24 protein-coding genes are annotated in these 24,186 nt (G+C 67.8%); 4 read left to right on the plus strand and 20 right to left on the minus strand.

Annotated elements, in window-relative coordinates; genetic code table 11:
* Nucleotides 1-21 precede the first annotated feature (21 nt).
* From AC1RGU_RS17440 to AC1RGU_RS17470, 7 genes are all read right to left on the minus strand, one after another.
* A complete protein-coding gene (locus tag AC1RGU_RS17440) occupies nucleotides 22-1,359 on the minus strand; it encodes a sulfate adenylyltransferase subunit 1 (protein WP_492697005.1) in 1,338 nt (445 codons plus the stop codon).
* Complete coding sequence (gene cysD / locus AC1RGU_RS17445) at nucleotides 1,359-2,312, minus strand: sulfate adenylyltransferase subunit CysD (RefSeq protein ID WP_307588654.1); 954 nt, start codon at nucleotides 2,310-2,312, stop codon at nucleotides 1,359-1,361. Before cysD ends, AC1RGU_RS17440 begins: the two co-directional genes overlap by 1 nt.
* A 31-nt stretch (nucleotides 2,313-2,343) precedes the next feature.
* Complete coding sequence (locus AC1RGU_RS17450; protein ID WP_139706772.1) at nucleotides 2,344-2,976, minus strand: phosphoadenosine phosphosulfate reductase domain-containing protein; 633 nt, start codon at nucleotides 2,974-2,976, stop codon at nucleotides 2,344-2,346.
* Between the two features lie 17 nt (nucleotides 2,977-2,993).
* Nucleotides 2,994-3,389, minus strand: a complete 396-nt coding sequence (locus AC1RGU_RS17455) for a DUF934 domain-containing protein (protein ID WP_062472499.1) — start codon at nucleotides 3,387-3,389, stop codon at nucleotides 2,994-2,996.
* A complete protein-coding gene (locus AC1RGU_RS17460) occupies nucleotides 3,386-5,164 on the minus strand; it encodes a nitrite/sulfite reductase (protein ID WP_492697007.1) in 1,779 nt (592 codons plus the stop codon). The genes AC1RGU_RS17455 and AC1RGU_RS17460 overlap by 4 nt, the downstream gene beginning before the upstream one ends.
* Nucleotides 5,165-5,418: 254 nt before the next feature.
* Entirely contained in the window at nucleotides 5,419-5,739 is a 321-nt protein-coding gene (locus tag AC1RGU_RS17465; RefSeq protein ID WP_369629027.1) for a hypothetical protein, read from the minus strand.
* A gap of 107 nt (nucleotides 5,740-5,846) precedes the next feature.
* Nucleotides 5,847-6,539 carry a response regulator transcription factor gene (locus tag AC1RGU_RS17470; RefSeq protein ID WP_062472505.1) on the minus strand — a complete coding sequence of 231 codons (693 nt, stop codon included), beginning with the start codon at nucleotides 6,537-6,539 and terminating at the stop codon, nucleotides 5,847-5,849.
* Nucleotides 6,540-6,637: 98 nt separating this feature from the next.
* Between AC1RGU_RS17470 and AC1RGU_RS17475 the strand changes: the two genes are divergently transcribed.
* On the plus strand, nucleotides 6,638-8,659 hold the full coding sequence (locus AC1RGU_RS17475; RefSeq protein ID WP_492697010.1) for a sensor histidine kinase: 2,022 nt from the start codon (nucleotides 6,638-6,640) through the stop codon (nucleotides 8,657-8,659).
* Nucleotides 8,660-8,681: 22 nt separating this feature from the next.
* On the opposite strand, the gene AC1RGU_RS17480 is transcribed toward AC1RGU_RS17475, so the two are convergent.
* From AC1RGU_RS17480 to AC1RGU_RS17515, 8 genes are all read right to left on the minus strand, one after another.
* Nucleotides 8,682-9,500: a M55 family metallopeptidase gene (locus AC1RGU_RS17480; protein WP_159271646.1), complete on the minus strand. Its 819-nt coding sequence runs from the start codon at nucleotides 9,498-9,500 to the stop codon at nucleotides 8,682-8,684.
* A gap of 10 nt (nucleotides 9,501-9,510) precedes the next feature.
* Entirely contained in the window at nucleotides 9,511-10,572 is a 1,062-nt protein-coding gene (locus AC1RGU_RS17485) for a DmpA family aminopeptidase (RefSeq protein ID WP_492697012.1), read from the minus strand.
* A 17-nt stretch (nucleotides 10,573-10,589) separates the two neighbouring features.
* Complete coding sequence (gene gsiD, locus AC1RGU_RS17490) at nucleotides 10,590-11,516, minus strand: glutathione ABC transporter permease GsiD (protein ID WP_070060869.1); 927 nt, start codon at nucleotides 11,514-11,516, stop codon at nucleotides 10,590-10,592.
* Between the two features lie 10 nt (nucleotides 11,517-11,526).
* On the minus strand, nucleotides 11,527-12,447 hold the full coding sequence (gene gsiC, locus AC1RGU_RS17495) for a glutathione ABC transporter permease GsiC (protein ID WP_062472516.1): 921 nt from the start codon (nucleotides 12,445-12,447) through the stop codon (nucleotides 11,527-11,529).
* 81 nt (nucleotides 12,448-12,528) lie between these two features.
* Complete coding sequence (gsiB, locus tag AC1RGU_RS17500) at nucleotides 12,529-14,082, minus strand: glutathione ABC transporter substrate-binding protein GsiB (protein WP_070060868.1); 1,554 nt, start codon at nucleotides 14,080-14,082, stop codon at nucleotides 12,529-12,531.
* 65 nt (nucleotides 14,083-14,147) lie between these two features.
* Complete coding sequence (locus AC1RGU_RS17505) at nucleotides 14,148-16,025, minus strand: dipeptide ABC transporter ATP-binding protein (protein WP_492697015.1); 1,878 nt, start codon at nucleotides 16,023-16,025, stop codon at nucleotides 14,148-14,150.
* Between the two features lie 30 nt (nucleotides 16,026-16,055).
* Nucleotides 16,056-17,015, minus strand: a complete 960-nt coding sequence (locus tag AC1RGU_RS17510) for an isoaspartyl peptidase/L-asparaginase family protein (RefSeq protein ID WP_492697017.1) — start codon at nucleotides 17,013-17,015, stop codon at nucleotides 16,056-16,058.
* On the minus strand, nucleotides 17,012-17,983 hold the full coding sequence (locus AC1RGU_RS17515) for a MurR/RpiR family transcriptional regulator (protein ID WP_062472523.1): 972 nt from the start codon (nucleotides 17,981-17,983) through the stop codon (nucleotides 17,012-17,014). The genes AC1RGU_RS17510 and AC1RGU_RS17515 overlap by 4 nt, the downstream gene beginning before the upstream one ends.
* Before the next feature lie 363 nt (nucleotides 17,984-18,346).
* On the opposite strand from AC1RGU_RS17515, the gene AC1RGU_RS17520 reads away from it, so the two are divergent.
* On the plus strand, nucleotides 18,347-19,225 hold the full coding sequence (locus AC1RGU_RS17520) for an alpha/beta hydrolase (RefSeq protein ID WP_492697019.1): 879 nt from the start codon (nucleotides 18,347-18,349) through the stop codon (nucleotides 19,223-19,225).
* A 52-nt stretch (nucleotides 19,226-19,277) separates the two neighbouring features.
* On the opposite strand, the gene AC1RGU_RS17525 is transcribed toward AC1RGU_RS17520, so the two are convergent.
* Nucleotides 19,278-19,481 carry a heavy-metal-associated domain-containing protein gene (locus tag AC1RGU_RS17525; protein WP_492697021.1) on the minus strand — a complete coding sequence of 68 codons (204 nt, stop codon included), beginning with the start codon at nucleotides 19,479-19,481 and terminating at the stop codon, nucleotides 19,278-19,280.
* 170 nt (nucleotides 19,482-19,651) lie between these two features.
* Between AC1RGU_RS17525 and AC1RGU_RS17530 the strand changes: the two genes are divergently transcribed.
* On the plus strand, nucleotides 19,652-20,101 hold the full coding sequence (locus tag AC1RGU_RS17530; protein WP_492697023.1) for a MerR family DNA-binding protein: 450 nt from the start codon (nucleotides 19,652-19,654) through the stop codon (nucleotides 20,099-20,101).
* 9 nt (nucleotides 20,102-20,110) lie between these two features.
* Here AC1RGU_RS17530 and AC1RGU_RS17535 read toward each other — a convergent pair whose 3' ends face one another.
* The 3 genes from AC1RGU_RS17535 to AC1RGU_RS17545 form a co-directional block, all read right to left on the minus strand.
* Entirely contained in the window at nucleotides 20,111-20,557 is a 447-nt protein-coding gene (locus tag AC1RGU_RS17535; protein ID WP_307588679.1) for an SRPBCC family protein, read from the minus strand.
* A gap of 116 nt (nucleotides 20,558-20,673) precedes the next feature.
* Nucleotides 20,674-21,438 carry an alpha/beta hydrolase gene (locus AC1RGU_RS17540; RefSeq protein ID WP_492740801.1) on the minus strand — a complete coding sequence of 255 codons (765 nt, stop codon included), beginning with the start codon at nucleotides 21,436-21,438 and terminating at the stop codon, nucleotides 20,674-20,676.
* A 165-nt stretch (nucleotides 21,439-21,603) separates the two neighbouring features.
* The gene (locus tag AC1RGU_RS17545) at nucleotides 21,604-22,077 is read right to left on the minus strand and encodes a GNAT family N-acetyltransferase (RefSeq protein ID WP_492697027.1); all 474 of its coding nucleotides are present in this window, start codon (nucleotides 22,075-22,077) and stop codon (nucleotides 21,604-21,606) included.
* A 123-nt stretch (nucleotides 22,078-22,200) separates the two neighbouring features.
* On the opposite strand from AC1RGU_RS17545, the gene AC1RGU_RS17550 reads away from it, so the two are divergent.
* Nucleotides 22,201-23,229 carry an aldo/keto reductase gene (locus tag AC1RGU_RS17550; RefSeq protein ID WP_070060858.1) on the plus strand — a complete coding sequence of 343 codons (1,029 nt, stop codon included), beginning with the start codon at nucleotides 22,201-22,203 and terminating at the stop codon, nucleotides 23,227-23,229.
* Nucleotides 23,230-23,235: 6 nt separating this feature from the next.
* Here the strand turns inward: AC1RGU_RS17550 and AC1RGU_RS17555 are convergent, their stop codons facing one another.
* Entirely contained in the window at nucleotides 23,236-24,129 is an 894-nt protein-coding gene (locus AC1RGU_RS17555) for a LysR substrate-binding domain-containing protein (RefSeq protein ID WP_062472543.1), read from the minus strand.
* Between the last annotated feature and the right edge of the window lie 57 nt (nucleotides 24,130-24,186).

The following is a 24,186-nucleotide window of genomic DNA, read 5'->3' on the forward strand; positions in this document are numbered from 1 at the left end:
GGGGCTGGAAAACCCTAGATTTTAGGCCTTTGCGGCGGGCGGCTGCACGAGCACGGCGGCGGAGGTGCGATGAGAGGCCGTATCGACCAGCACCAGCGACCCCAGCGCACGCGATTGGGCGAAGGGCAGGACGGCCAGCGGCTGCTGCAGCGCGAGCACCACATCGCCGATGGAATTGGCTTCCAGCTGGGTCGCCGGCTCGGATTCGAGGGTCGTGATGTTCACGCGATCGACGATGCGCGCCACCTTGGCCTTGACCCAGCGGTGGCCCTGCAGCGCCCAGTACACGCGGCCGGCGACCAGCGGCTCGTCGTCGAGCCAGGCCACGGTGGCGGTGATCTCGCGCACGGGCTCGAAGGCCTCGGGCGCCAGCAGCCAGTCGCCGCGCGACACGTCGAGTTCGCGGTCGAGCACGATGCCGGCGCTGTGGCCCGCATGCACGGACTTGGGCTGGCGCGTGTGGCTCAGCACCTGGGCCACGGTGGCGGTCTGGTTGCTGGGCAGCACCGTGATGCGCTGGCCGGGCTCCACGTGGCCCGAGGCGACGCGGCCCCAGAACACGCGACGGCCCTGCGAGGTGTCGGCCGAGGCCGAGAACTTCTCGACCCACTGCACCGGGAAGGCGAAGGGCACGGCCTCGTCCTGCGCGGTCACGGGCAGGTCTTCGAGCAACTCGAGCAGGCTCGGGCCTTCGTAGCCGACCCAGTCGGCATGGCGCGTGGCCACGTTCCAGCCCTTGAGGGCCGAGATCGGCACGATGGCCGCGACCTTCACGCCGGCCGCTTCGGCAAAGGCGTTCAGCGCGGTCGAGATGCGTTCGAAGGCGAGCGCGGCGTCGTCGATGGCGTCGAGCTTGTTGACCGCGAACACGATCGACTGCACGCGCAGCAGGTGGGCCAGCAGCGTGTGGCGGCGCGTCTGCGGCAGCAGCTCGCGCTTGACCACGGTGCCGTCTTCGACCTCGGCGGCCCAGGCCAGCTTGGTGGCATCGACCAGCACGACGGCCGCGTCGGCGGCCGAGACGGCCGTGACCATGTTGCGCGTGTACTGCTCGTGGCCCGGCGCGTCGCCGATGATGAACTTGCGCTTGGCGGTCGAGAAGTAGCGGTAGGCCACGTCGATCGTGATGCCTTGCTCGCGCTCGGCCGAGAGGCCGTCGGTCAGCAGGGCCAGGTCGGTCTCGCCGCCGCGCTGCACGCCGGCCAGCTGGTCCTGCAGCACGGTCTTGCTGTCGACCAGCAGGCGGCCGATGAGCGTGCTCTTGCCGTCATCGACCGAGCCGCAGGTGATGAAGCGCAGGGCGGTGCCGGTGTCGCCGTGGACGTCGGACGTGGCGGGGGTTGCGATCGTTGCGCTCATCAGAAGTAACCGTCTTTCTTGCGTTTTTCCATCGAAGCTTCGGACGTCATGTCGTCCATGCGCGTGGCGCCGCGCTCGCTGACGTCGACCGACAGCGTCTCCAGCACCACGTCGCCCGCACCCGCGGCCAGGCTCTCGACCGGGCAGGTGGTCGTGATGTCGCCCACGGTGCGAAAGCGCACGTCGCGCACCTGCACGGTCTCGCCGTCGCGCGGCGGCGTGAGCTCGGTCACGGGCACCAGCAGGCCGCGGCGCTCGACCACTTCGCGCTTGTGCGTGTAGTAGATCGACGGCAGGCCGACGTTCTCGCGCTCGATGTATTGCCACACGTCGAGCTCGGTCCAGTTGGAGATCGGGAACACGCGGAAGTGTTCGCCGGGGGCCAGGCGCGTGTTGAACAGCGTCCACAGCTCGGGGCGCTGGTCCTTGGGCTGCCACTGGCCGAAGCTGTCGCGGTGCGAAAAGATGCGCTCCTTGGCGCGGGCCTTTTCCTCGTCGCGGCGCGCGCCGCCGATCAGCGCGTCGAAGCGGAATTCTTCGATCGCCTCGAGCAGCGTCACCGACTGGTGCGCGTTGCGCGACTCGCCGGGATGGGCCAGGCGCACGGTGCCGCGCTTCATCGAGTCTTCGACGCTGCGCACGATGAGTTCGGCGCCCAGCTCCTGCGCGCGCTGGTCGCGGTAGGCCGTCACTTCGGGGAAGTTGTGGCCCGTGTCGATCATCAGCAGCGGGTAGGGAATGCGGCCGACGCCGAAGGCTTTTTCAGCGCACTTGAGCAGCACCAGCGAGTCCTTGCCGCCCGAGAACAGCAGGGTGGGGCGCTCGAAGGCGGCGGCCACTTCGCGCAGGATGAAAATGGTTTCTTCTTCCAGCGCGTCGAGGTGCGTGTTGGACAGGTTCGCGGGTGAATGCATGGGCGGCTGCAGCAGGTCGGCTTCGGTACGGGCGTTCATCGGATGGGTCCTGGAGGCGGAGAGCGATCGTTCAGTGCGACAGGTGCAAGCCGCATTCGCGGTTGTCCTCGCCCTTGGTCGGGTCCACGTAGTCGAAGTTGTTGGGCAGGCCGTTGGCTTCGCAGTATTCGTACAGGTCCTTGGACGACCAGTGCAGCAGCGGCGCGACCTTGATCAGGCCGTCCGGGTTCACGCTGACCGGGTCCATCTGCGCGCGCACGGCCGTGTCGGTGGCCCGCAGCGCGGTGAACCAGACCTTGGGCGCGGTTTCGCGCAGGGCGCGGGCAAAGGGTTCCAGCTTCACTTCTTCGGTGAAGGCCGCGTGGCGCGGATCGTCCAGCGCCGGCGTGGCGCCTTCGACCGCTTCGCGGTGCGCGCGCGAGCGGCGCGGCAGGTAGATGTGCAAGTCCAGTCCCAGGAGCTTCGTCACCTCGTCGGCAAAACGGTAGGTGGCCTCGGTGTTGTAGCCGTTGTCCATCCAGACCACCGGCACGTCCCGCTTGGCGCGCGTGACCATGTGCAGGATCACGGCCTCGAAGGGGCGGAAGTTGGTGGTGATGATCGCGGGCTGGCCCAGGCCGACGGCCCAGTCCACCAGGCCCTCGGCGTTGCGGCCGAGTTCGGTGTTGATGCGTGCGAAGTCGATGTCGGTGGCGATGCTCATGGGGCTCTCTTGTCTGCTCAGGCGCCGGCGACGAAGTGCGGCGCGGTCTTCACGGCGTCGCCCTGGTAGAACGTGGCGAAGCGGTCGAACTGGCGCTGTGCGTCGGAGGCGTCCACGCCTTCCTTGAGCACGGCGCTGGAGAAACCGGTGCGTTCCATCTGCACCAGCTGGTCGATCAGTACGTCGCCCGTGGCGCGGATGTCGCCCGTGAAGCCGAGGCGGCGGCGCAGCAGGAAGGCCTGGCTGTAGGCGCGGCCGTCGGTGAACTTCGGAAAGTTCAGGTCGATGCGCTCGATGTCGGCCAGGCACACCTCGATGGCGAGCGGGTCGGCATCGTTGGCCAGTTGCAGGACCTTCGGGTCGCCGTCGTCGATGTGTTCTTCGGCGGAAAGAATATTCAGAGTCTTTTTCATGCTGCTTCCTCCACCTTGAATCGCGCACCGTTGGCTGCGGCCTTGAACGGGTCGGGGCCCACGCGGCGCAGGGTGTCGATGAAGGTTTCGCCGTTTTCACGGGTGTCGCGGTACGTGGTGAGCACGGCCTCGATCACGCCCGGCACTTCGGCCGCCGAGAACGAGGGGCCGACCACCTTGCCGGCCTGCGGCGCGCCGCTGAGCGCGGAGCCGTCGGAGCCGCCGAGGGTGACCTGGTACCACTCCTTGCCGTCCTTGTCGACGCCCAGGATGCCGATGTGGCCGCTGTGGTGGTGGCCGCACGAGTTGATGCAGCCGCTGATGTGCAGGTCGATCTCGCCCAGGTCGTCGAGCTCGTCGAGGTCCTGGTAGCGCTCGGTGATGGCTTCGGCGATGGGAATGGAGCGGGCGTTGGCCAGCGCGCAGAAGTCGCCGCCGGGGCAGGCGATCATGTCGGTCAGCAGCTGCACGTTGGCGCTGGCGAAACCGGCGGCGCGGGCGGCGAGCCACAGCGCGTGCAGGTCTTCGGCGTGCACCCAGGGCAGCACCACGTTCTGGTCGTGCGTCACACGGGCTTCGCCGGCCGAGAAGCGGTCGGCCAGCTCGGCGATGGTGTCGAGCTGGTCGCCCGAGGCGTCGCCGGGCGCCTGCTTCAGGCGCTTGAACGACAGCGTCACGGCGCGCAGCGCGGGGTTCTTGTGGGCGTCGACGTTGCGGGCGAGCCAGCGCGCGAACATGACGTCGTCGGCGGCGTGGGCGCGCAGTTCGGCGTCGGTCTTCTCGGCGCTTTGCAGCACGCGGGTGGCCAGCGTCGGCGGCACGAAGGAGGCGGCCACGCGGTCGTACTCTTCCTGCGTGATGGTGTGCGGTGCGCCGTCGTGTTCGAGGATCTGCTTGTACTCGGCCTCGACGTCGTCGATGTAGCGCTGGCCTTCGGCCTTCACCAGGATCTTGATGCGCGCCTTGTAGATGTTGTCGCGGCGGCCATAACGGTTGTAGACCCGGATCACCGCTTCGAGGTAATTCATGATCTGCTGCCACGGCAGGAACTCGCGCAGCACGGTGCCGATGATGGGCGTGCGGCCCATGCCGCCGCCCACCTGCACGCGGAAACCGATGTCGCCCGCGTCGTTCTTCACCACGTGCAGGCCCACGTCGTGCCAGCCGGTGGCGGCGCGGTCTTCGGTGGCGCCGGTGATGGCGATCTTGAACTTGCGCGGCAGGAACGCGAACTCGGGGTGCAGCGTGCTCCACTGGCGCATGATTTCCGCGAACGGACGCGGGTCGGCGATCTCGTCGACGGCGATGCCGGCGCGCTCGTCGCTCGTGATGTTGCGGATGCAGTTGCCGCTGGTCTGGATGCCGTGCATGTCGACCGAAGCCAGCAGGTCCATCACGTCGGCCGACTTGGCCAGCGGAATCCAGTTGTACTGGACGTTCTGGCGCGTCGTGAAGTGGGCGTAGTGGGTGGGCAGCTTGTGGCTGCCGAGCAGGCCCTGGGTCTCGATGGCCTTGCGGTAGACCTCGGCCTCGGGCTCGTCGTATTCGCGGGCGATGCGGGCCAGCACGCGCAGCTGCTTGCTCGACAGCTCGCCGTACGGCACGGCCACGCGCAGCATCGGCGCGTAGCGCTGCACGTACCAGCCGTTTTGCAGGCGCAGGGGGCGGAACTCGTCCTCGTGCAGGCGGCCCTTTTGCCAGCGCTCGAGCTGGTCTCGGAACTGGGCAGCGCGTTGGTGAACGAACTGGCGGTCGAATTCTGTGTATTGGTACATCGTGCGTATGTGTCTTGAAGAAGTGCGGTGCCGCACGTACAACGGGGCGCCCCAGCAAGAAGCCCCGGATTCTGAAAGCCCGCCTTATGGAAACAAACTATTTTTTGGTTCGCGTCTTATGCGGATAAGCTTATTCACCAGCATCCATGCGGGTTGCGAGGCGGTTGGTTGCTTATTCCGGATAAGGCGCGAAGGCCGGCGCGGGGTCGCCGGACGCTGGATTCTAGGAACCCGGGGGCACCCGCGCAGGGCGCCTACCGCAGCTTGAAGTCGAAGCCGAGGGTCTGCGGCGAGCTCAGCAGCTGCCGCGCGGCCTTGTCGGCCTGATGCTGCGCATTGAGCCATTCCCGGGCCAGCCGGGCTTCGGTCCGGTTCAGGTTCTCGATGCCGTGGTGGCGCTCCTTCGACCAGGCCTGGAAGCACTTCACCACCCGCAGCGGATCGCCGATCTGCTCCTCGATCCGCAGCCGATAGATGTCCGCGGCCACCATGACATCCTTCAAAGTGAAGTTCTGGCCTTTGACGTGGACCACGTAGGGGACCACATAAGAAGTTGTCCTGGCGAGATCGCTCATGCCTTCATCCGTGCCTCAAGTCGCTGCCTGTGCCGCAGATTAGCGGCGGGTATCGAAATGAAACTGAGCGTTTCTGAGCGCCGCAGCGGCGCCCGGACAACGCCGGGCTAGCGCCGGATGAGCGTCTTGGCGTGGAAGCGGTAGCCGGCGTTGCGCGCCGTGTTGATCGGCAGCACCAGCCCCGTGGCCTCGCTGACCTTGCGCCGCAGGCGGCGGATCTGCGTGTCGAGGCGGCGTTGGTCGTAGCTCAGGTAGTGCTCGCCCAGGGCCTGCACGATCTGCTGGCGGCTGGCGATCTCGCCGGCGCTGCGCATCAGCTCGTGCAGCACCGTGAGGTCCTGTTCCGACAGCGCAATGGGCGCGAAGCCCGGCGGCGACAGCCGGCGCGGGCCCAGCTCCAGCACCCAGGCGTCGGCCGGCAGCGCGGCGGGTGAATCGCCCAGGCGCCGCGACAGCGCCGCCAGCGTGGCCGCCAGTTCGTCGAGGTCGGTGGTCTTGGACAGGTAGTAGTCGGCGCCGATGTCCAGCCCCGTCACGCGGTCGCGGGCGCCGCCGCGCGCCGTCAGCACGACGATGCCCAGGCGCTCGCCGCGTTCGCGCAACTCACGGATCAGCGACAGGCCGTCGCCGTCGGGCAGCCCGAGGTCGACCAGCGCGATGCCGTGGCGGGCCGGGTCGTAGGTGCGGTGGAAGCCTTCGAGCGACGCCTCGGCATCGACCCGGTAGCCGCTGCCGGTCAGGAACTCGCTCAACTCTTCGCGCAGCACGGCTTCATCTTCCAGCAGGATCACATCACGCATGGGAACAGGGTACGGGCTGGCGACCAAGGGAATCTGAGCGTTTCTAAGCGGCGTGAAGGGCGCCCAGATTCTAGGTGTGGCATCGATAATCCGCGCCCATGAAACGCCTCGCTCGGTGCCTGTGGTTGTGCGGTTGCCTCGCCGTGTGGGGCCTTCTCTTTTCGACCGCGGCAGGGGCCGGGGTGCTGCAGCTGAATCCGCTGGCGAGCGTCGACAGCCACGGCCAGTTGTCGATGCTGCGCGACCCCGAAGGCCGCCTCAGTGCCGACGAAGCCGCCGCCGCGCCGGGTTGGAAGGCCTTGCCTGGGGCCGTGAATGCGGGCTTCACGCGCGACGCCGTGTGGATCAAGCTCGAGGTGCAGCGCCCGGCCGACGCGCCGCAGCAGCGCTGGCTGGCGCAGTTCAGGAATGCGCTGCTCGACGATGTGCGGCTGTACCGCCAGGACGACACCGGCCGCTGGCAGCTGGCCGTGCACTCGGGCGAAGACATCGGCCGCGAGCACTGGCCCGTCGACGCGCGCAACGTGCAGTTGCCGCTCACGCTGGAGAGCACCGAACCCACGCCGCTGCTGCTGCGCCTGCAGTCGCGCAATGCGATGTCGACCACCATCGGCTTCGCCGCGCCCGAGGTCTACGCGGGCACCGCGCGGCGCGAGTACCTCTTCTACGGCCTGGGCTTCGGATTCGGCCTGATGCTGCTCGCCTTTCACACGCTGTTCTGGCAGATGACGCGCGAGCGCCTGAGCGCCTGGTACCTGGTCTACGTGGCGAACGCGCTGCTGGTCGAGTTCCTGACGGCCGGGCTGCCGCAGCAACTGCTGGCCATGCCCGCGCGGCTGTCCGACCTGCTGCTGAGCCTGTCGATCTGCGCCGGCGTGGCCATCGGCATCCGCTTCGCCGGCATGCAGCTGGGAACCGACGTGCAGTGGCCGCGCTTCACTCGCGTGGCGGTGCGTGTGGTGGGCCTCGTGAGTGCCATCGCGGTGGCGCTGGTGCTGGCCGGCGCCAACGGCCTGGCCATGCAGGCGGTGCAGGGGACGGCGATGCTGTGCATCGTCTACCTGATCGCCGCCGCGCTGTGGTTGCTGCCGCGCGACCAGGGCCAGGCGCGGGCCTTTCTCGTCATCTTCGGCATCTACTACGTGGGCGTGATGGTGAGCTTCCTGCGCAACCAGGGCTGGCTGCCGGCCGGCGCCTGGACCGACAACGCGACCGCCGTCGGCACGCTGCTGCACCTGCTGCTCATGAGCATGCGGCTGAACCGCCGCTACGACCAACTGCGCCGCGAAAAGGAAGCCGCGCAGGCGCGCCTGGTGCACGTGGTCGGCCGCCAGAACGACCGGCTGGAAGACGAGGTGCGCAAGCGCACGGCCGACCTGCGCGGCGAGATCGAGCAGCGCCAGCGCCTCGAAGTCGACCTGCGTGCCGCGCTGGAGACCGAGCGCCGCGCCAAGCAGTCGCAGGTGGACTTCGTCGCCATGGTGTCGCACGAGTTCCGCACGCCGCTGGCGATCATCCACACCACCGCGCAGCAGATCGCGAAGAACCTCGAAGCAGCGCGCGAGAAGACGCTGGCGCGCTGCCTCAACCTGCGCGCCGCCGCGCAGCGCATGACCGCGCTGGTCGACGAGTACCTGACCTCCGATCGCATGGAGGCCGGCCAGACGCCATTCCAGCCGCGCCCCTGCGAGCGCGACGAGTTGCTGGAACTGTTCGAGGACCTGGTGGCGGACTGGCCCGACGGCCGCGTCGTGTGGCAGGGCAGCCACCTGCCGCCGCAGCTGGTGTGCGACCTCGGCCTGCTGCGCGTGGCGCTGCGCAACCTGCTGGCCAACGCCGACCGTCACACGCCGGCCGGCCGCGCGATCGTGCTCGATGTGGTGCCGGCGGAAACGGGCGGACTGGACATCCGCGTGAGCAACCCCGGCGACGCGATTCCGCACGACGAGGTGCCGCGGCTGTTCGAGAAGTACTTCCGCGGCCGCCAGGCGGCGCGCTCACCGGGCGCTGGCCTCGGCCTGTACCTCGTGCACCAGATCGCCGAGTTGCATCGGGGGCACGCCCGGCTCGACAGCGCCGGACAGGACGGTCACGTGCGCTTCAGCCTCGCGCTGCCTTGAAGTGCCTTGAAGGCGCGCGGCTTCAGCGCAGCATCGACGACATCGCCGAACAGCAGTTCAGCATGCGCACGGCCGACTCCACCGAGTCGGCGCTGAAGCGCAGCGTCACGCCGTCGACGCGCTCGAAGCTCGGCCACTGGCAGAACAGGTCGGCCATCATCGGCGACTGGGTGCGCAGCGTGACGACCTGCGGGCCCTGGAAGACCAGCGGACGTGCATGGGCACGCGCGGCCAGCCCTTCGATCACGCCGGCGCGGATCGCCTGGCGCGACTGCTCCGGCGACAGCGACACGCCGCTGTTGAAGCCGGTCGCTTTCTTGGTCTGCACGAAGCTCGCATGCGGGAAGAGCGCCCGGTTCTCGGAGATGAACACGTCGTCGCCGCTGGCCATCACGACCGGCACGCCGTATTCGCCGGCCAGTGCGCCGTAGATTCCGGCCTCGCCGAGTTCCTGGTCGCCCAGCCGGATGCCCGCGAAGGCAAAGCCGTTGATCGTGTGCGCCAGGATGCCGCGGCCCTGCGCGCGCGAGTGGTAGCCCACCATGCACAGCGCGTCCACGCCTTCTTCCACGCCGGCCACCATGCTCAGGTAGCGCGGCTTGCCTTGCACCACGCGGGCGCGTGCATCGAGCACGTCGGGCGGCATGTTGCGAAAGCCGCCGTGCGAGTCGTTCACCAGCACCTCGGTGGCGCCGGCGTCGAAGGCGCCGGCAATCGCGGCGTTGGCCTCCTGCGCCATCAGCACGCGGGCGCGCTCGTACTCGGGGTTGCCCTGGCGCGCCTGCTCGTGGTGGTAGACGCCCGCAACGCCTTCGATGTCGGTGGAGATCAGGACTTTCATGGACGTGTGTTCAGACGAGAGGTGAAAGGGAAGACGCCGGCAGCAGTTCGCCGAGCGCCGCGCGGTGGTTGCCGTCGCGGCCCGTGACCGGCGTGGCGCGCCACAGCGCGTGAAGTATGGCCTGCTCGGTGCTGTCGGCCGCGGCCTGGAACAGCCCGTCGAGCCGCGTGTCGTGCAGCATCGTCACGGCCGGCATGGGCCGGTCCGCGTGGTCGGGGATCGTGTAGGCGGTCGAGAAGGCCAGCACCAGGTCGCCGCTGCCGTGGCCGTAGACCGAGCCGGTGCGGGCCAGCCCCGCGCCTGCGCGCAACGCCAGGCGGCGCAACTGGCGCGCGTCGAGCGGTGCATCGGTGGCGACCACGATGATGATCGAGCCCTTCTCGGGCTCCGACGCTTCCTTCGCTGCCTGAAGCGCCGCGAGCCGTGCGCCCACCGCGTGCCCGGCCAGCACCAGCTGCGGCTGGCGCCCGTAGTTCGCCAGCACCAGCGTGCCCACCGTGTGGGTCGTGCCGTCGGCCATCGCCACGCGGCGCGACGCGCTGCCGATGCCGCCCTTGAGCTGGAAGCTGGACATGCCGCGTCCCGCGCCGACCGAGCCCTGTTCGAAATCGGCCCCGGCGGCGTCGAGCGCCTGCAGGTAGTCGGCTTCGGTCACCGCCAGCCGCTGGATGTCGTTGAGAAAACCGTCGTTGCACTCGAAGACCAGCGGGTTCACCGTGGGCAGCGCGCGGCCGGTTTCGGGGTTGGCCGCCGCGCAGTGGCGGATCTGCGCCGTCGCCACGGTGCCGACCGAGAAGGTGTTGGTCAGCGCGATCGGCGTTTCCAGCACGCCGAGCTCGGCCAGCTGCACCAGCCCCACGCTCTTGCCGAAGCCGTTGAGCACCACGGCCGCGGCCGGCACCTTGTCGCGGAACGGGTCGCCGGCGTGCGGGCGGATCACGGTCACGCCGGTCTGCACCGGGCCGTCGGCCAGCGTGCGGTGGCCGACCGTGACGCCCGCGACGTCGGTGATGGCGTCGCGCGGGCCCGCAGGCAGCGTGCCGATGAAGGGCTGGGAGGTCGTCGAGGCCATGAAGAGAAAAGAAAAACTTACTGGCGGTCGATCTTCGGATCGAGCGCGTCGCGCAGGGCGTCGCCCAGCAGGTTGAAGGCCAGCACGGTGAAGAAGATGGCCAGGCTGGGGAACAGCGCCACGTGCGGCGAGGTCACCATGTCGGCGCGGGCTTCGTTGAGCATCGCGCCCCACTCGGGCGTCGGCGGCTGCGCGCCCATGCCCAGGAACGAGAGGCTGGCCGCCGTGATGATCGAGGTGCCCACGCGCATCGAGAAGTACACGACGATCGACGAGATCGTGCCCGGCAGGATGTGCCGCACGATGATGGTCCAGTCGGACGCGCCGATGCTGCGCTCGGCCTCGATGTAGGTCTGCTGCTTGAGCACCAGCGTGTTGCCGCGCACCAGGCGCGCAAAGGCCGGCACGCTGAACACCGACACCGCCACCACCACGTTGGTCATGCTGCTGCCCAGGATGGCCACCACGCCCAGCGCCAGCAGGATGCCGGGGAAGGCGAACAGCACGTCCGAGATGCGCATCACGATGCGGTCCCACCAGCCTTCGTAGTAACCGGCCAGCAGGCCGAAGGCCGTGCCGATGATGCCGCCCACCAGCACCGACAGGAAGCCGGCTGCCAGCGAGATGCGCGTGCCCGCCAGGATGCGGCTGAAGATGTCGCGGCCCAGCGGATCGACGCCGAACCAGTGCGTGGCTGAGGGCCCGCTGTTCAGCATGTCGTAGTCGAAGAAGTTCTCAGGGTCGAAGGGCACGATCCACGGTGCGAACACCGCGATCACCACCAGCAGCAGCACGAAGATGGCCGCCACGATGCCCACGGGCTGCTTCTTGAAACGGCGCCAGCATTCGCCCCAGGGCGTGCGGACCTTGCCGGCGGTGAGCGCAACGGCAACGGGGGACAGGGGAACGATGGATTCGGCAGACACGCCGGTAGCTTGCGTCATGGCTGCGTGCTCACTTGTAGCGGATGGTCGGGTTGATGTAGCCATAGAGCACATCGACCACGAGGTTGATCAGGATGAATTCGAGCGAGAACAGCAGCACCAGCGTCTGGATCACGGGGTAGTCGCGCATCTGCACGGCATCGACCAGCAGACGGCCCAGGCCGGGCCAGTTGAACACCGCCTCCACAAGAATGGAGCCGCCCAGCAGGAAGCCGAACTGCAGGCCCATCATCGTGACCACCGGAATCAGCGCGTTGCGCAGCGTGTGCTTGAACACCACGCTGGTTTCGTGCACGCCCTTGGCACGCGCGGTGCGCACGAAGTCTTCCTGGATCACTTCGACGAAGGAAGCGCGCGTGAAGCGTGCCATCACGGCCGCGACGGCCGCGCCCAGCGTGATCGAGGGCAGGATGTAGTGCTGCCAGGTCGCGGCGCCCACCGTGGGTAGCCAGCCCAGCTGCACCGAGAAGATCTGCATGAGCAGCATGCCCAATGCAAATGCGGGGAATGAGATGCCCGACACCGCCAGCGTCATGCCGATGCGGTCGGGCCATTTGTTGCGGTACACCGCCGACACGATGCCGATCCCCATGCCGAAGATCACCGCCCACACCATGCTGGTGATGGTCAGCATCACCGTCGGGAAGAAGCGCTCGGCAATTTCCGTCGACACCGGCCGCCGTGTGCGGATCGAGGTGCCGAAGTCGCCTTGCACCATGTGGGTGAAGAAGCTCACGAACTGCTGCGGCAGCGGCTTGTCCAGCCCGAGCTCCGCGCGCACCATGGCCACGGTCTGCTCGTCGGCGTCCTGGCCGGCGGCGAGGCGCGCCGGGTCGCCGGGAAGCATGTGGACGAACAGGAACACCAGCACTGCCACGATGAGCAGCGTGGGGATCAGGCCCAACAGTCGTTTGAGGAAGTAATTCAGCATGGGATACGGTTGTCGCGAACGGGCGATGGCACGGTGCCACCGCCCGCCGGACAGTCAGTCAGGAAAACGAAGGAGCCGCGATCAGTTCGACACCGACATGGCATCGATGTTGATATTGGCGTCGGGCATCACGAACACACCCGACAGGCGCTTGGCGTGCGCCGACAGGTTCTGCTCGGTGACCAGCGGCACGCGCGGCAGGTCCTTGCGGATCTCTTCCTGCGCGGTCTTGTACAGCGCGGCCTTTTCCTTGTCGTCCACGGTCACGAGCGCCTTGGCGATCGCGGCGTCGACCACGTCGCTCTTGTAGAACGACATGTTGTTGAGCTTGGGCGCCCACGACTCGGAAGCGAACAGCGGGCGCAGGCCCCAGTCGGCTTCACCGGTCGACGACGACCAGCCCGTGTAGTACATGCGGACCTTGGCCGTCTTCGGATCAGGCCAGGCATCGACCTGCTCGGTGCGCTGGCCCACTTCGAGCGCCTGCACCTGCAGCTTGATGCCCACCTGTGCGAGCTGCTGCTGCACGAACTGGATCGTCTTCTGGCTGGTCGTGTTGTTGTAGGCGCTCCACAGCACCGACTCGAAGCCGTTCGGGTAGCCGGCCTCGGCCAGCAGGGCCTTGGCCTTCTTCACGTCGTAGGGAATGGGCGCCATCTTCTCGGCGAACTTCACGCCCTGGGGCATCACGCCCTGTGCGGGGAAGGCATAGCCGCCGAAGGCCACCTTCGACAGCGCTTCCTTGTTGATGGCGTAGCCGATGGCTTCGCGCACCTTCGGGTTGTCATACGGCTTTTGCAGCATGTTGAAGGCCAGGAAGCGCGTGATGATCGAAGGCGACGCCACCACTTCGAGCTTGTCGCTCTTCTTCAGCAGCTCGGCCTGCTCGTAGGGAATGGGGAAGGCAAAGTCGGCTTCGCCGGTCTGCAGCATCGCGGCGCGCGTGTTGTTCTCGAGCACCGGCTTCCACTGCAGGTTGTCGACCTTCGGGTAGCCCTTCTTCCAGTAGCCGTCGAACTTCTTGGCCTTCACGGCGTCTGTCTGCTTCCACTCGACGAACTCGAAGGGGCCGGTGCCCACGGGGTGGAAGGCGATGTCCTTGTTGCCCCACTTCTTCAGCGCGGTGGGCGAGATCATGGCGGCCGAGGCGTGGGCCAGCGAGTTGATGAAGGGGCCGAAGGGCTCCTTCAGCGTGATGCGCACGGTGGTCGGGTTCACGGCCTCGACCTTGCCCACGCGGTTGAACTGGTTGTAGCGCAGCAGCTTGTTGTCCTGGTTCAGCACGCGGTCGAGCGTGACCTTCACGGCTTCGGCATTGAAGTCGGTGCCGTCGTGGAACTTGACGCCGCTGCGCAGCTTGATGGTGTAGACCAGGCCGTCCTTGGACACGTCGTAGCTCTCGGCGAGCACGTTCTGCACCTTCAGGTCCTTGTCGAACTGGAACAGGCCTTCATAGAAGGTCTTGGTCACGGCCGTGGTGATGGTCGTGTTGGTGTTGTACGGGTCCAGCGTTTCCGGCTGGTAGCCGATGGCCAGCACCACGTCTTTGGCAGCCAGTGCCGAGCCCGAGGCGGCGAGCGCGGCCAGGCCCAGCAATGCGGATGCCCAGCGCAGGGAGGAAGAAGATTGCTTCATGGAAGAACTCCAGTCGGTTCGTGGAAAAAATGCAGGGGGCCTGCGGGTGAAAAAACGGATCGAGATCAGAAAGCCCCGCCGATGGCGTGGCGTGCAACGAAATGGCCCGGCGCAACCTGCACCAGCGGCGGCACGTCGGGCTCGTCGCCCACGGCGCGGATCGGGCTGGGAATCTCGCCTTCGAGCAACGCGCGCGGCTTGTGGCGGCGCGACGGGTCGGCCACCGGCACGGCGGCCATCAGCTTGCGTGTGTAGGGGTGCTGCGGCGCTTCGAACACGGCGCGGCGCGGGCCGATCTCGACGATCTGGCCCAGGTACATCACGGCCACGCGGTGGCTGATGCGTTCGACCACGGCCATGTCGTGCGAGATGAACAGGAACGCCACGCCCAGCTCGCGCTGCAGGTCGAGCATCAGGTTGACGATCTGCGCCTGGATGGACACGTCGAGCGCCGACACCGATTCGTCGGCCACCACCACCTTCGGGTTGAGTGCGAGCGCGCGCGCAATGGCGATGCGCTGGCGCTGGCCGCCCGAGAACTCGTGCGGGTAGCGCTGCGCCACCTCGGGCGGCAGGCCGACTTTCTGCAGCAGCCAGTCGACGCGTTGCTGCGCCTCGGTGCCCTTGGCGATGCCGTGGATGAGCAGCGGCTCCATGATCGAGAAGCCCACCGTCACGCGCGGATCGAGCGAGGCGAACGGGTCCTGGAAGATGAACTGGATGTTGCGGCGCAGCGCCTGCAGCTCGCGCGTGGGCAGCTCGCGGATGTTCTTGCCGCCGAACTCGATCGCGCCGCTCTGGCTCTCGACCAGGCGCAGCAGCGAGCGGCCCGTGGTCGACTTGCCGCAGCCCGATTCGCCCACCAGCGCGAGCGTCTCGCCGGGGTAGAGGTCGAAGCTGATCTTTTCCACGGCATGCACGCGGCGCTTCACGCGGCCGAAGATGCCGCTGCGCACGTCGAAGCGCGTCACCAGGTCGCGCACGCGCAGGATCGGGCCCGCGTCTTCGCGCACGGTGGTCTGCGGCGTGGTGTCGGTGCATGGCACGGTCTCGGTGCTGTCTTCGGTGCGCAGCAGCTCGAACTTGGCCGGCAGGTCGGTGCCCTGCATCGCGCCCAGCTTGGGCACGGCCGACAGCAGCGCCCGGGTGTAGGGGTGCTGCGGCGAGGCGAACACGGTGTCGGAGCTGCCAGCTTCGACCTTGTCGCCGCGGTACATCACGAGCACGCGGTCGGCAATTTCGGCCACCACGCCCATGTCGTGCGTGATGAAGAGCACGCCCATGCGCATCTCTTTCTGCAGCTCGCGGATGAGCTGGAGGATCTGCGCCTGGATCGTCACGTCGAGTGCGGTGGTGGGCTCGTCGGCAATCAGCAGCTGCGGCTTGCACGACAGCGCCATCGCGATCATCACGCGCTGGCGCATGCCGCCCGACAGCTGGTGCGGAAAGCGGTCGAGCACGTTGCGCGCTTCGGGAATGCGCACGAGTTCGAGCATGCGCAGCGCCTCGGCGCGCGCCGCCGCGTTGCTCTTGCCCTGGTGGATGCGGATGGCCTCGGCGATCTGGTCGCCGGCGGTGAACACCGGGTTCAGCGAGGTCATCGGCTCCTGGAAGATCATCGCGATGTCGGCGCCGCGGATGCCGCGCATCGTGCCGTCGCGTGCCTGCGCCAGGTCGAGCACTTCTCCGTTGCGCCGGCGGAAGGCCATGCTGCCGCCCAGGATGCGGCCACCGCCGTGTTCCACCAGCCGCATCAGCGCGAGCGAGGTGACCGACTTGCCCGACCCCGATTCACCCACCACCGCGAGCGTTTCGCCGTGGTCGACGTGGAAGGACAGCTTCTTGACGGCATCGACCGTGCGCTCGGAGGTCGAGAAGCGCACGGTGAGGTCGTCGACGGCGAGGACGCGGCCGTCGGGCAGGTTCAGGGCAGGGGAGGACATGGCGGATGCGGGAGAAAAAGAGGGCGGGCGTCAGGCGAAGATGGCGGTGACCGGGGCTTCATCGCCGCGCGCATGGCCGCGATACATGCCTTCGGTGTTGAAGGCCAGGCTCAGGTTGCCGTGGCGGTCGACGGCGATCAGGCCGCCGGTGCCGCCGATGGCGGGCAGCGACTGGTGCACCACGGCATGCGTGGCCGCTTCGAGCGTGGCGCCGCCGTAGGCCATGCGCGCGCAAATGTCGTAGGCGGCCGCGACGCGGATGAACATCTCGCCGCTGCCGGTGCACGAGATGGCGGCGGTGCGGTCGTCGGCGTAGGTGCCGGAGCCGATGAGCGGCGTGTCGCCGACGCGGCCCACGCGCTTGTTGGTCATGCCGCCGGTCGAGGTGGCGGCGGCCAGGTGGCCGTGCATGTCGAGCGCCACGGCGCCGACGGTGCCGAACTTCTTGTCTTCGTCCAGCGGCGGCTTGGTCATGGCGGCGCCTTCGTGGTCGGTGACCACGCGGCCCGTGTCGCGCACGCGGTACAGCTGCTGGCGGCGCGCGTCGGTCGAGAAGAAGAAGGGCTCGACCATCTCCAGGCCGCGGTCGCGCGCGAAGGCCTCGGCACCCGCGCCGGCCAGCAGCACGTGGGCGCCGTCCTCGAGCACGGCGCGCGCGGCGCGCACCGGGTGGCGCACGTGGCTCACGCCGGCGATGGCGCCGGCGGCGAGCGTGGCGCCGTCCATCACGGCCGCGTCGAGCTCGTGCGTTTCCTCGTGCGTGAACACCGCGCCGTAGCCGGCGTTGAAGAGCGGGCAGTCTTCGAGCATCTCGACCGCCAGGCAGGTGGCGTCGAGCGCGGACATGCCCTTGAGCAATGCGGCCTGCGCGGCGCGCACGATGGCCTGCAGCGCGTCGTGGTAGGCCTGCGCCTGCTCGGGGTTGGTCGTCGAGGCGCTGATGGTGCCGGCGCCGCCGTGGATGGCGATGACGGGCGTGACGTTCTTCATCGGGAAGCTTTCTTCTTTTTCTTGCCGGCGTCGGAAGCGACGGCGGCAGGGAGGGAGGGCATGGAGACTTCGCCGCGCGCATGGCCCTGGCCCAGCCCGCCGTGCAGCCACGGGCGCACCGCCTGCAGGATGCGGCCGGCCGACTGCGCCGCGCCGGGCGCGCGCAGGGCGACCGCGCTGGTCAGTGCCTCGATCAGCGCGAGCACGCTGGTCTCGCAGTTGGGGCGGTAGCTGGTTTCGGTCTGGCCGTACAGCACCACGTCGGCCAGCGGCGCGATGGGCGAGCTGGGGCGGTCGGTCAGCGCGAGCACCGCGCAGCCCTGGCCGCGCGCGATCTGCGCCAGCGCCACCGTGTCGGTGAGGTAGCGCGGAAAGGTGAGGCCGATGAACAGGTCCTGCGGGCCCGCATGCATCAGCGTGCGGGCCGAGTGCGTGACGCCACTCACGCTGGAGAGCATGCGCACGTCGCTGCAGGAGCCATCGAGCCCGTGCTGCAGCAGCCCCGCGAGCCAGGCGCTGGCGCCGAAGCCGCCGATGTAGATCGAGCGCGCCTTCAGGATGCGCTGCACCGCGGCCTCGCAGGCGGCGTAGTCCAGCGACTGGCGCGTGGCTTCGATGTTGCGGCGGCTCTCGTCGAGCGCGGTGGCGAACACCTCGGCCACCGTGGTCGGGTGCTCCAGGTTGCCGCGCAGCCGCTCGACCGGCGCCACCAGCGGCTCGAAGCCGCGCACGAGCTCGGCGCGGAAAGCGGCGTAGCCGTCGAAGTCCAGTGCGCGCGCAAAGCGGTTGGCCGTGGCCACCGACACGCCGGCCGCGGCGGCGAGCTCGTCGATGGGCAGCGTCGCGACCTGCAGCGGATGCCCGAGCACGAAGTCGGCCACCTGCCGGTGCGAACGCGTCAGCCGCGGCAGCGCCTGCGCAATGCGCTGGGCCACGGTGGTGCCAGGGGTGTCGACGTTGGTGCTCATGGGGCGGGCGATGCACCGGGAAGGGTGCGTGTGATGTAAATCAGTTTACAAATATATGTCAGTTATGAAAATTTTCTGTCATTCCCGAGCGATATCGCAAGTAGCGGGCCAGCCGCGAGGGGCTTTGGCGAGGGGTGGAAAGGGCGTGTTTCCCTTGTGGGGCGGCGTGTTCCGGGCCGTTGGGGCGCGGTCTTCAGGGATTTCCCTGATGCTGTCGTTTCATCCCCACGGGCGGGGGGCGGGGGCTTTGGAAACGAACGAATTAACTGCGATGGCCGGGTTGCATGGCGACATTGACGGCGTGGAAGCCAGCCCTGAGTATCCCGTGCGGCGCGTCTTGCGCCGGGGGAACGAGGAATCAATATGAGACTGGAATGGCTTCGCCGCGCGCTCGCGGTGATGGGCTGCTGTGCGGTGTTCGCGGGCGTGTCCGCCTGCGGTGGTGGAGGGGGGGGTGGAGGCGGCGGCGGTGGCCTGCCGATCCTCCCGCCGACCGCAGGGCCCGTGCCCCAGCAGCCGGCACCAGCGCCGACACCCACCAACCGCGTGGTGTCCGAATCCATCCAGTCGGGGTTCACTGGCGCGCCTTACCCTCTTTCCGTCTACCTGCCCGCCGGGTACGACCAGGGCTCCGATGCCTACCCCGTCATCTATGCCCTCGACGGCGATGCCACCAACGGCTTGCCGCAGACACGGTTCGCGAATCTCATGGATGTCCTGGTGAAGCGCGGAACGAAAGCCATCCTCGTCGGCATCGGGAACACCGGGCGACGTCAAGAGGACTACAACTTTCCCGGGGCCTTCAAGTACCACGACTTCCTCGCGAAGGAGTTGATTCCCTTCATCGATGCGAAGTACCGGACCAATCCCAAGAACCGGATGCTCACGGGCCTGTCGACCAGTGGCAACTTGGCGGCCACGGCGCTCTTTCTCGAAGCGCCGGACAACCTGGTGTTTTCTTCCTTTGTGTCGATCGAGGGCGCTTTCTGGCAACAGGAGGCCCAGAACAACGATCTCGAAAAGAAGATGTTCGACGCGTTGGCGGGCAGGCCGCTGCCAGTCACGTTGATACTTGCAAGTTGCATAAGTGGCTGCAATCAACAGTACGTGAGGGCGCTGTACCAACGAATGGCGGCGCGGGGCTATGTGGGGCTGCAGCTGCTCAGTACGGAGTTCAACGCCACGCACGTCGGCGCGGATGTCCTGGCGTTCGAAGACGCGGTGGTGCGAATCTACAAGTAGGTGGCCATGGCCGCGCCGCGAACCCGACGCCCAGGGTTCGCGGGCGGCGTGCTCATGCCGACAGCGGTTTGGGCGGGTAGCCGGCCTCTGTCAGCGCGGCCACCACGGAAGGGCTGTCCTCCATGGTGTCGATGCGCACCGTCCTGCTCTTCAAGTCCACCTCGATCCTGGCCCGCGGGTCCAGGTCCTTGACGGCCCGGGTGATGCGGCCGGCGCAGCTGCCGCAGGTCATCGACTGGATTTCAAACGCTTGCATGGGGTGAGTCCTTTCAAAAGAGTGACTCGCAGTGTCAAGCTTGGCATCGTGTGAAGGTCAAGCGCGTCGAGTGCCTGACCCCTGGCGTGCCAAGGTCATGCGCTGTTCGCGTTTGACTCTCTCATGGTGTGAAGGTCGAGACTTCGCGCTTTGGCTCGAAGGAGAAACCCATGGAACATCCCACGGCGCCGGCTGCTGCTGCTGCGCGCTTGTCCCTTGCCGATGTCGTTGCGCGCTCCGGTGCGTCCGCGCAGTTGCTGAGTGACTGCGAATCGCTCGGGCTGCTCGACGACACGGCGCACGGCGGCCTCTACGACGAACGCGCCGTGTCGACGCTGCGCTTTGTGCGGCGCGCACACACGTTGGGTTTCGACACACAGGAAGTCATCGAGCTGCACGCCTTGTGGCAAGACGGGCGCCGCGCAAGCTTCGACGTGAAGCGCGTTGCACTCGAACGTGCCGAGGACCTGGCCCAGCGCATCGAAGAGCTCGCGCACATGAAGCGTTTGCTGGAGCGCCTGGCCCACTGCTGCGAAGGTGACGAGCGCCCGGAGTGCCCCATCCTCGATGAGCTGGCCGGGCTGAAGGGATTCGCCGGCTGTGAAGTACGGCGAGCCTGAAGCCGATCCTCAACCCGGAATGTTCGGCTCGACCAGCTGCGCCAGCGCGACCAGCGATTCCTGCCAGCCCAGGTAGCACATCTCGACGGGAATCACGTCGGGGATGCCTTCCTGCACGACGGACATGTCCGTGCCGCACGAGACCGCGGTCAGCACCACCGTGGTCTTCATGGTGCCCGGCAGGTGGGGATCGTCGAAGCTCGCGTCGTAGGCAATGCGCTGGCCGGGCACGAGTTCCAGGTACTTGCCGCCGAACGAATGGCCGTGGCCGGTGCCGAAGTTGGTGAAGGACATGCGCCACGCGCCGCCCACCACCGGCTCCATGGTGTGGACCTTGCCGGTGAAGCCGAAGGGCGGCAGCCAGCGCTCGAAGGCGCCGGGCTCCACGAAGGCGCGGTAGAGCTTGTCGGGGGTGGTGCGCAGCACGCGGTGCAGGCGGACGGTGTTGGTGGCCATGGTTGCTTTCTCCTGATGAAGTACAGAGGACGACCCTCTGTGATGACGTCGGATGAGCCCGCTGCGATTCGACACGATCACGGGCTAGGAAAAACCCTGGGTCGACACCCCGCGCCTCAATCGATGAACCGCGCCACGATGTCCTCGAACGACGGCAAGTCCATCGGCGTGTGCCCTCCGGGGTAGCCCTTCACGCTCAACTGAAGGCTTTTGTAGTTGTGCGCTGCGATCTTGTCGTGCAAGGCGGTGATCTCCGGGCCGCCTGTGTTGGCAGCGGCGAAGCCCAACAGCAAGGTCACAGGAATCTCCCGCGTGCTGCTGTTGGCGTACATCTGGCTTTCGAGCGGCTCGAGTTGCGCGCTGGCGCCTTTGACGGGTGGATCGGAGGGGAAGAAGTACTGGAAGGTGAACTTGCCGGCCGCGCCTTCCGTGAAGAAGGCGATGAGCGTGAAGACGCCGCCGTTCGACAGGCCCGAGAGCATGCGCTTGGCCGGGTTGGCGCGGTAGTTCGATTCGACATACGGCACCAGCTGGTCGGTCAGAAAGTCGTGGTACGGCTTGGCGCCGGGCATCAGGTAGTCGGTGTTACGGCGCGCCGTGCCGCCGATGCCGACGACGATGGCCTTCTTGCCGGCCTTCTCGAGGATGTCCGTGAAGTTCTGGAAGCGCGTCACGCTCTGGTTGAAGACCGCATCGCCATCGGTGATGTAGATCGCGGGGTACGTCGTCGTTGCACCGTCGTAACCCGACGGCAGGTAGATGTGCAGGGGATAGGTCGCACCCGTGGCCTCGGACTTCACCGAGGCCTGGACCACCCGGCTGCGTCCTGTGTCCGCGGGCGGTGGCGTCGGCGTGCCACCGACCGGTGGCAGCGGCAGCATCGCCACACCGCCTCCGCCGCCCCCACCACCCCCTCCGCCGCCGCAACCTGACAACCCCAGCAGCAGGGCGCAGCCCGCTGTGAACATGAGCCGGCGAAGAATCCCTCTTGTCTGCATGTGACGTTCCTTGTTGTGATGACCGTGGTGGCGGAAGCCGGGGCGATCTTAGGGGCGATGGGGTGCGGCTGTCGCGGCCGTTTTCTGCATGAACACACTCAACGGATCGTCCGGGTAGTCCCCGAAGCGCTCGCGCCGCGCATACCCCGCGCGTGCATAGAAGGCCAGCGCCTCGGGCTGGCTCACGCCTGTCTCCAGCCGGAACATCGCGCATCCGCGCGCCGTCGCTTCGGCTTCGAGAAAGCCCAGCACCTTCGCCGCGACGCCTTGCCCGCGGTTCTGCGGGCGCACGTACATGCGCTTGAGTTCGCCGTAGCCGGGATTCATGACGACGGCGCCGCAGCCGATGGCTGTGCCGGCCGCGTCGCGCGCGACGGCGAACAGCACATGGGCCGCTGACAGCGCGGCGATGTCGATGCCGTAGTGGCTCTCGGGCGGGTACAGCGGCTTCTGGTACGCGTCGAGGTCGTCGATGAGCTGGACGACGTCGGGCTGGTTCGGGTTTTCGATCGAGATCTGCATCGTTCGATCGTAGCGAGCCGAAGCGCTGCAAAGCCCGACGCGCGACGGGGTTCTGCGCGGCGGCCAACAATGGCCGCGTCATTCATCCGTGTTCGTTGTTCGTTCGATTCAAGGAGTAGAACTTTGGAATACCGTCATCTGGGCAAATCAGGCCTCAAGGTCCCCGTGTTGAGCTTCGGCACCGGCACCTTCGGCGGCAAGGGCGAGTTTTTCAGCGCGTGGGGCAGCACCGACGTGGCCGAGGCGCGCACGCTCATCGACATCTGCATGGACGCCGGCGTGAACATGTTCGACAGCGCCGACATCTACTCGGGCGGCGCCGCCGAATCGGTGCTGGGCGAGGCGATCAAGGGCCGGCCGCGCGACCGGCTGCTGATCTCGACCAAGGCCACCTTCCGCAGCGGCGAGGGGCCGAACGACGTGGGCTCGTCGCGTCACCACCTCGTGCAGGCGGTCGATGCGTCGCTGAAACGGCTGGGCACCGACTACATCGACCTGTTCCAGCTGCACGGCTTCGACGCCAGCACGCCGGTCGAAGAAACCCTGTCCACGCTCGACGACCTCGTGCGCGCGGGCAAGCTGCGCTATGTGGGCGCGTCGAACTTCTCGGGCTGGCACCTGATGAAGTCTTTGGCGGTGTCGGAGCAGCGCGGCTATGCGCGCTACGTGGCGCACCAAGCCTACTACTCGCTGGTCGGGCGCGAGTACGAGTGGGAGCTGATGCCGCTGGCGCAAGACCAGGGCGTGGGCGCGGTGGTCTGGAGCCCGCTGGGCTGGGGCCGGCTCACGGGCAAGATCCGCCGCGGCCAGCCGTTGCCGGCCAACAGCCGCCTGCACGTGACGGCCGACATGGGCCCGCCGGTGCCCGACGAGCTGCTGTATCGCGTGGTCGAGGCACTCGAAAAAGTTGGCGCCGAGGTCGGCAAGACGGTGCCGCAGGTTGCCCTCAACTGGCTGCTGCAACGCCCGACGGTGTCCAGCGTGGTGGTCGGCGCGCGCGACGAGGCGCAGCTGCGCCAGAACCTCGGCGCGGTGGGCTGGAACCTCACGCCGGCGCAGGTGGCCGAGCTCGACGCGGCCAGCGCGACCACGCGCACCTACCCGTACTGGCACCAGCAGGGCTTCAAGGAGCGCAACCCGAACCCCGTCTGACCGGGTTCAGTCGGGTGTCAGCCCCAGCACCCACTGCTTGAACTGCTCCAGCGCCCCGGAGGCCGGCCGGCCTTCGGGGTACGCGAAGTAGTAGCCCTGGTGCACGTCCAGGTGCCGGTCCACCGGGATCACGAGTTCGCCGGTGCGCAGTTCCTGCTCGACCAGGATGCGCGGCGCCAGCCCCACGCCCATGCCCGCCGCCGCGGCGGCCACCACCATGGTGAACAGCTCGTAGCGCGGCCCGCGCGAGGCATGCACCGTGTATTCCCATTCCTGCTGCGCGTACCAGTCGCGCCAGGCATGGGCGCGCGTGCTCAGGTGCACGTGGCGGCAGCGCTCGAAGCCGGCTTCGTCCCACCGGGCGTGCGCGTCACGGAACGCGGGGCTGCAGATGGGCACCATCTCGCCTTCGGAAAAGATCAGCCCGCCGCGCGTGTTCGGCCAGAACTGGTCGCCGAAGTAGATCGCCGCGTCGTAGGCGTTTTCCTGGAACGAGAAGGGCTGCGAGCGCGCCGACAGGTTCACCGTGATGTTCGGGTGCAGCCGGCTGAAGTCGGGCAGCCGCGGGATGAGCCATTGCGTGGCGAAGGTCGGCACCACGGCCAGCTCGAGCACGAAGCCCATCTCGTGGCCGGCGCTGATCTCCAGCGTGTCGCGGCGGATCTGGTCGAGGTGGCGGCGGATGCGCGCGGCGTACTCGCGGCCCACGTCGGTGAGCGTCAGCCGCTTGCGCACGCGCGAGAACAGCGGCACGCCCAGGCGCTGCTCCAGCATCGCCACCTGGCGCCCGACGGCGCTTTGCGTGAGCGCCAGCTCGGTCGCCGCGCGGGTGAAGCTCCCCAGGCGCGCCGAGGCCTCGAAGGCCTGCAGCGCGCCGAGGTTGGGAATGTCTTTTCTCATCGCGCTATTCTGGCGGGAGCGTGCGCGGCCCGGGCAACGAACCGGGCCCGCACATCG

Source organism: Variovorax sp. GW823-FHT02B07 (assembly GCF_058797695.1).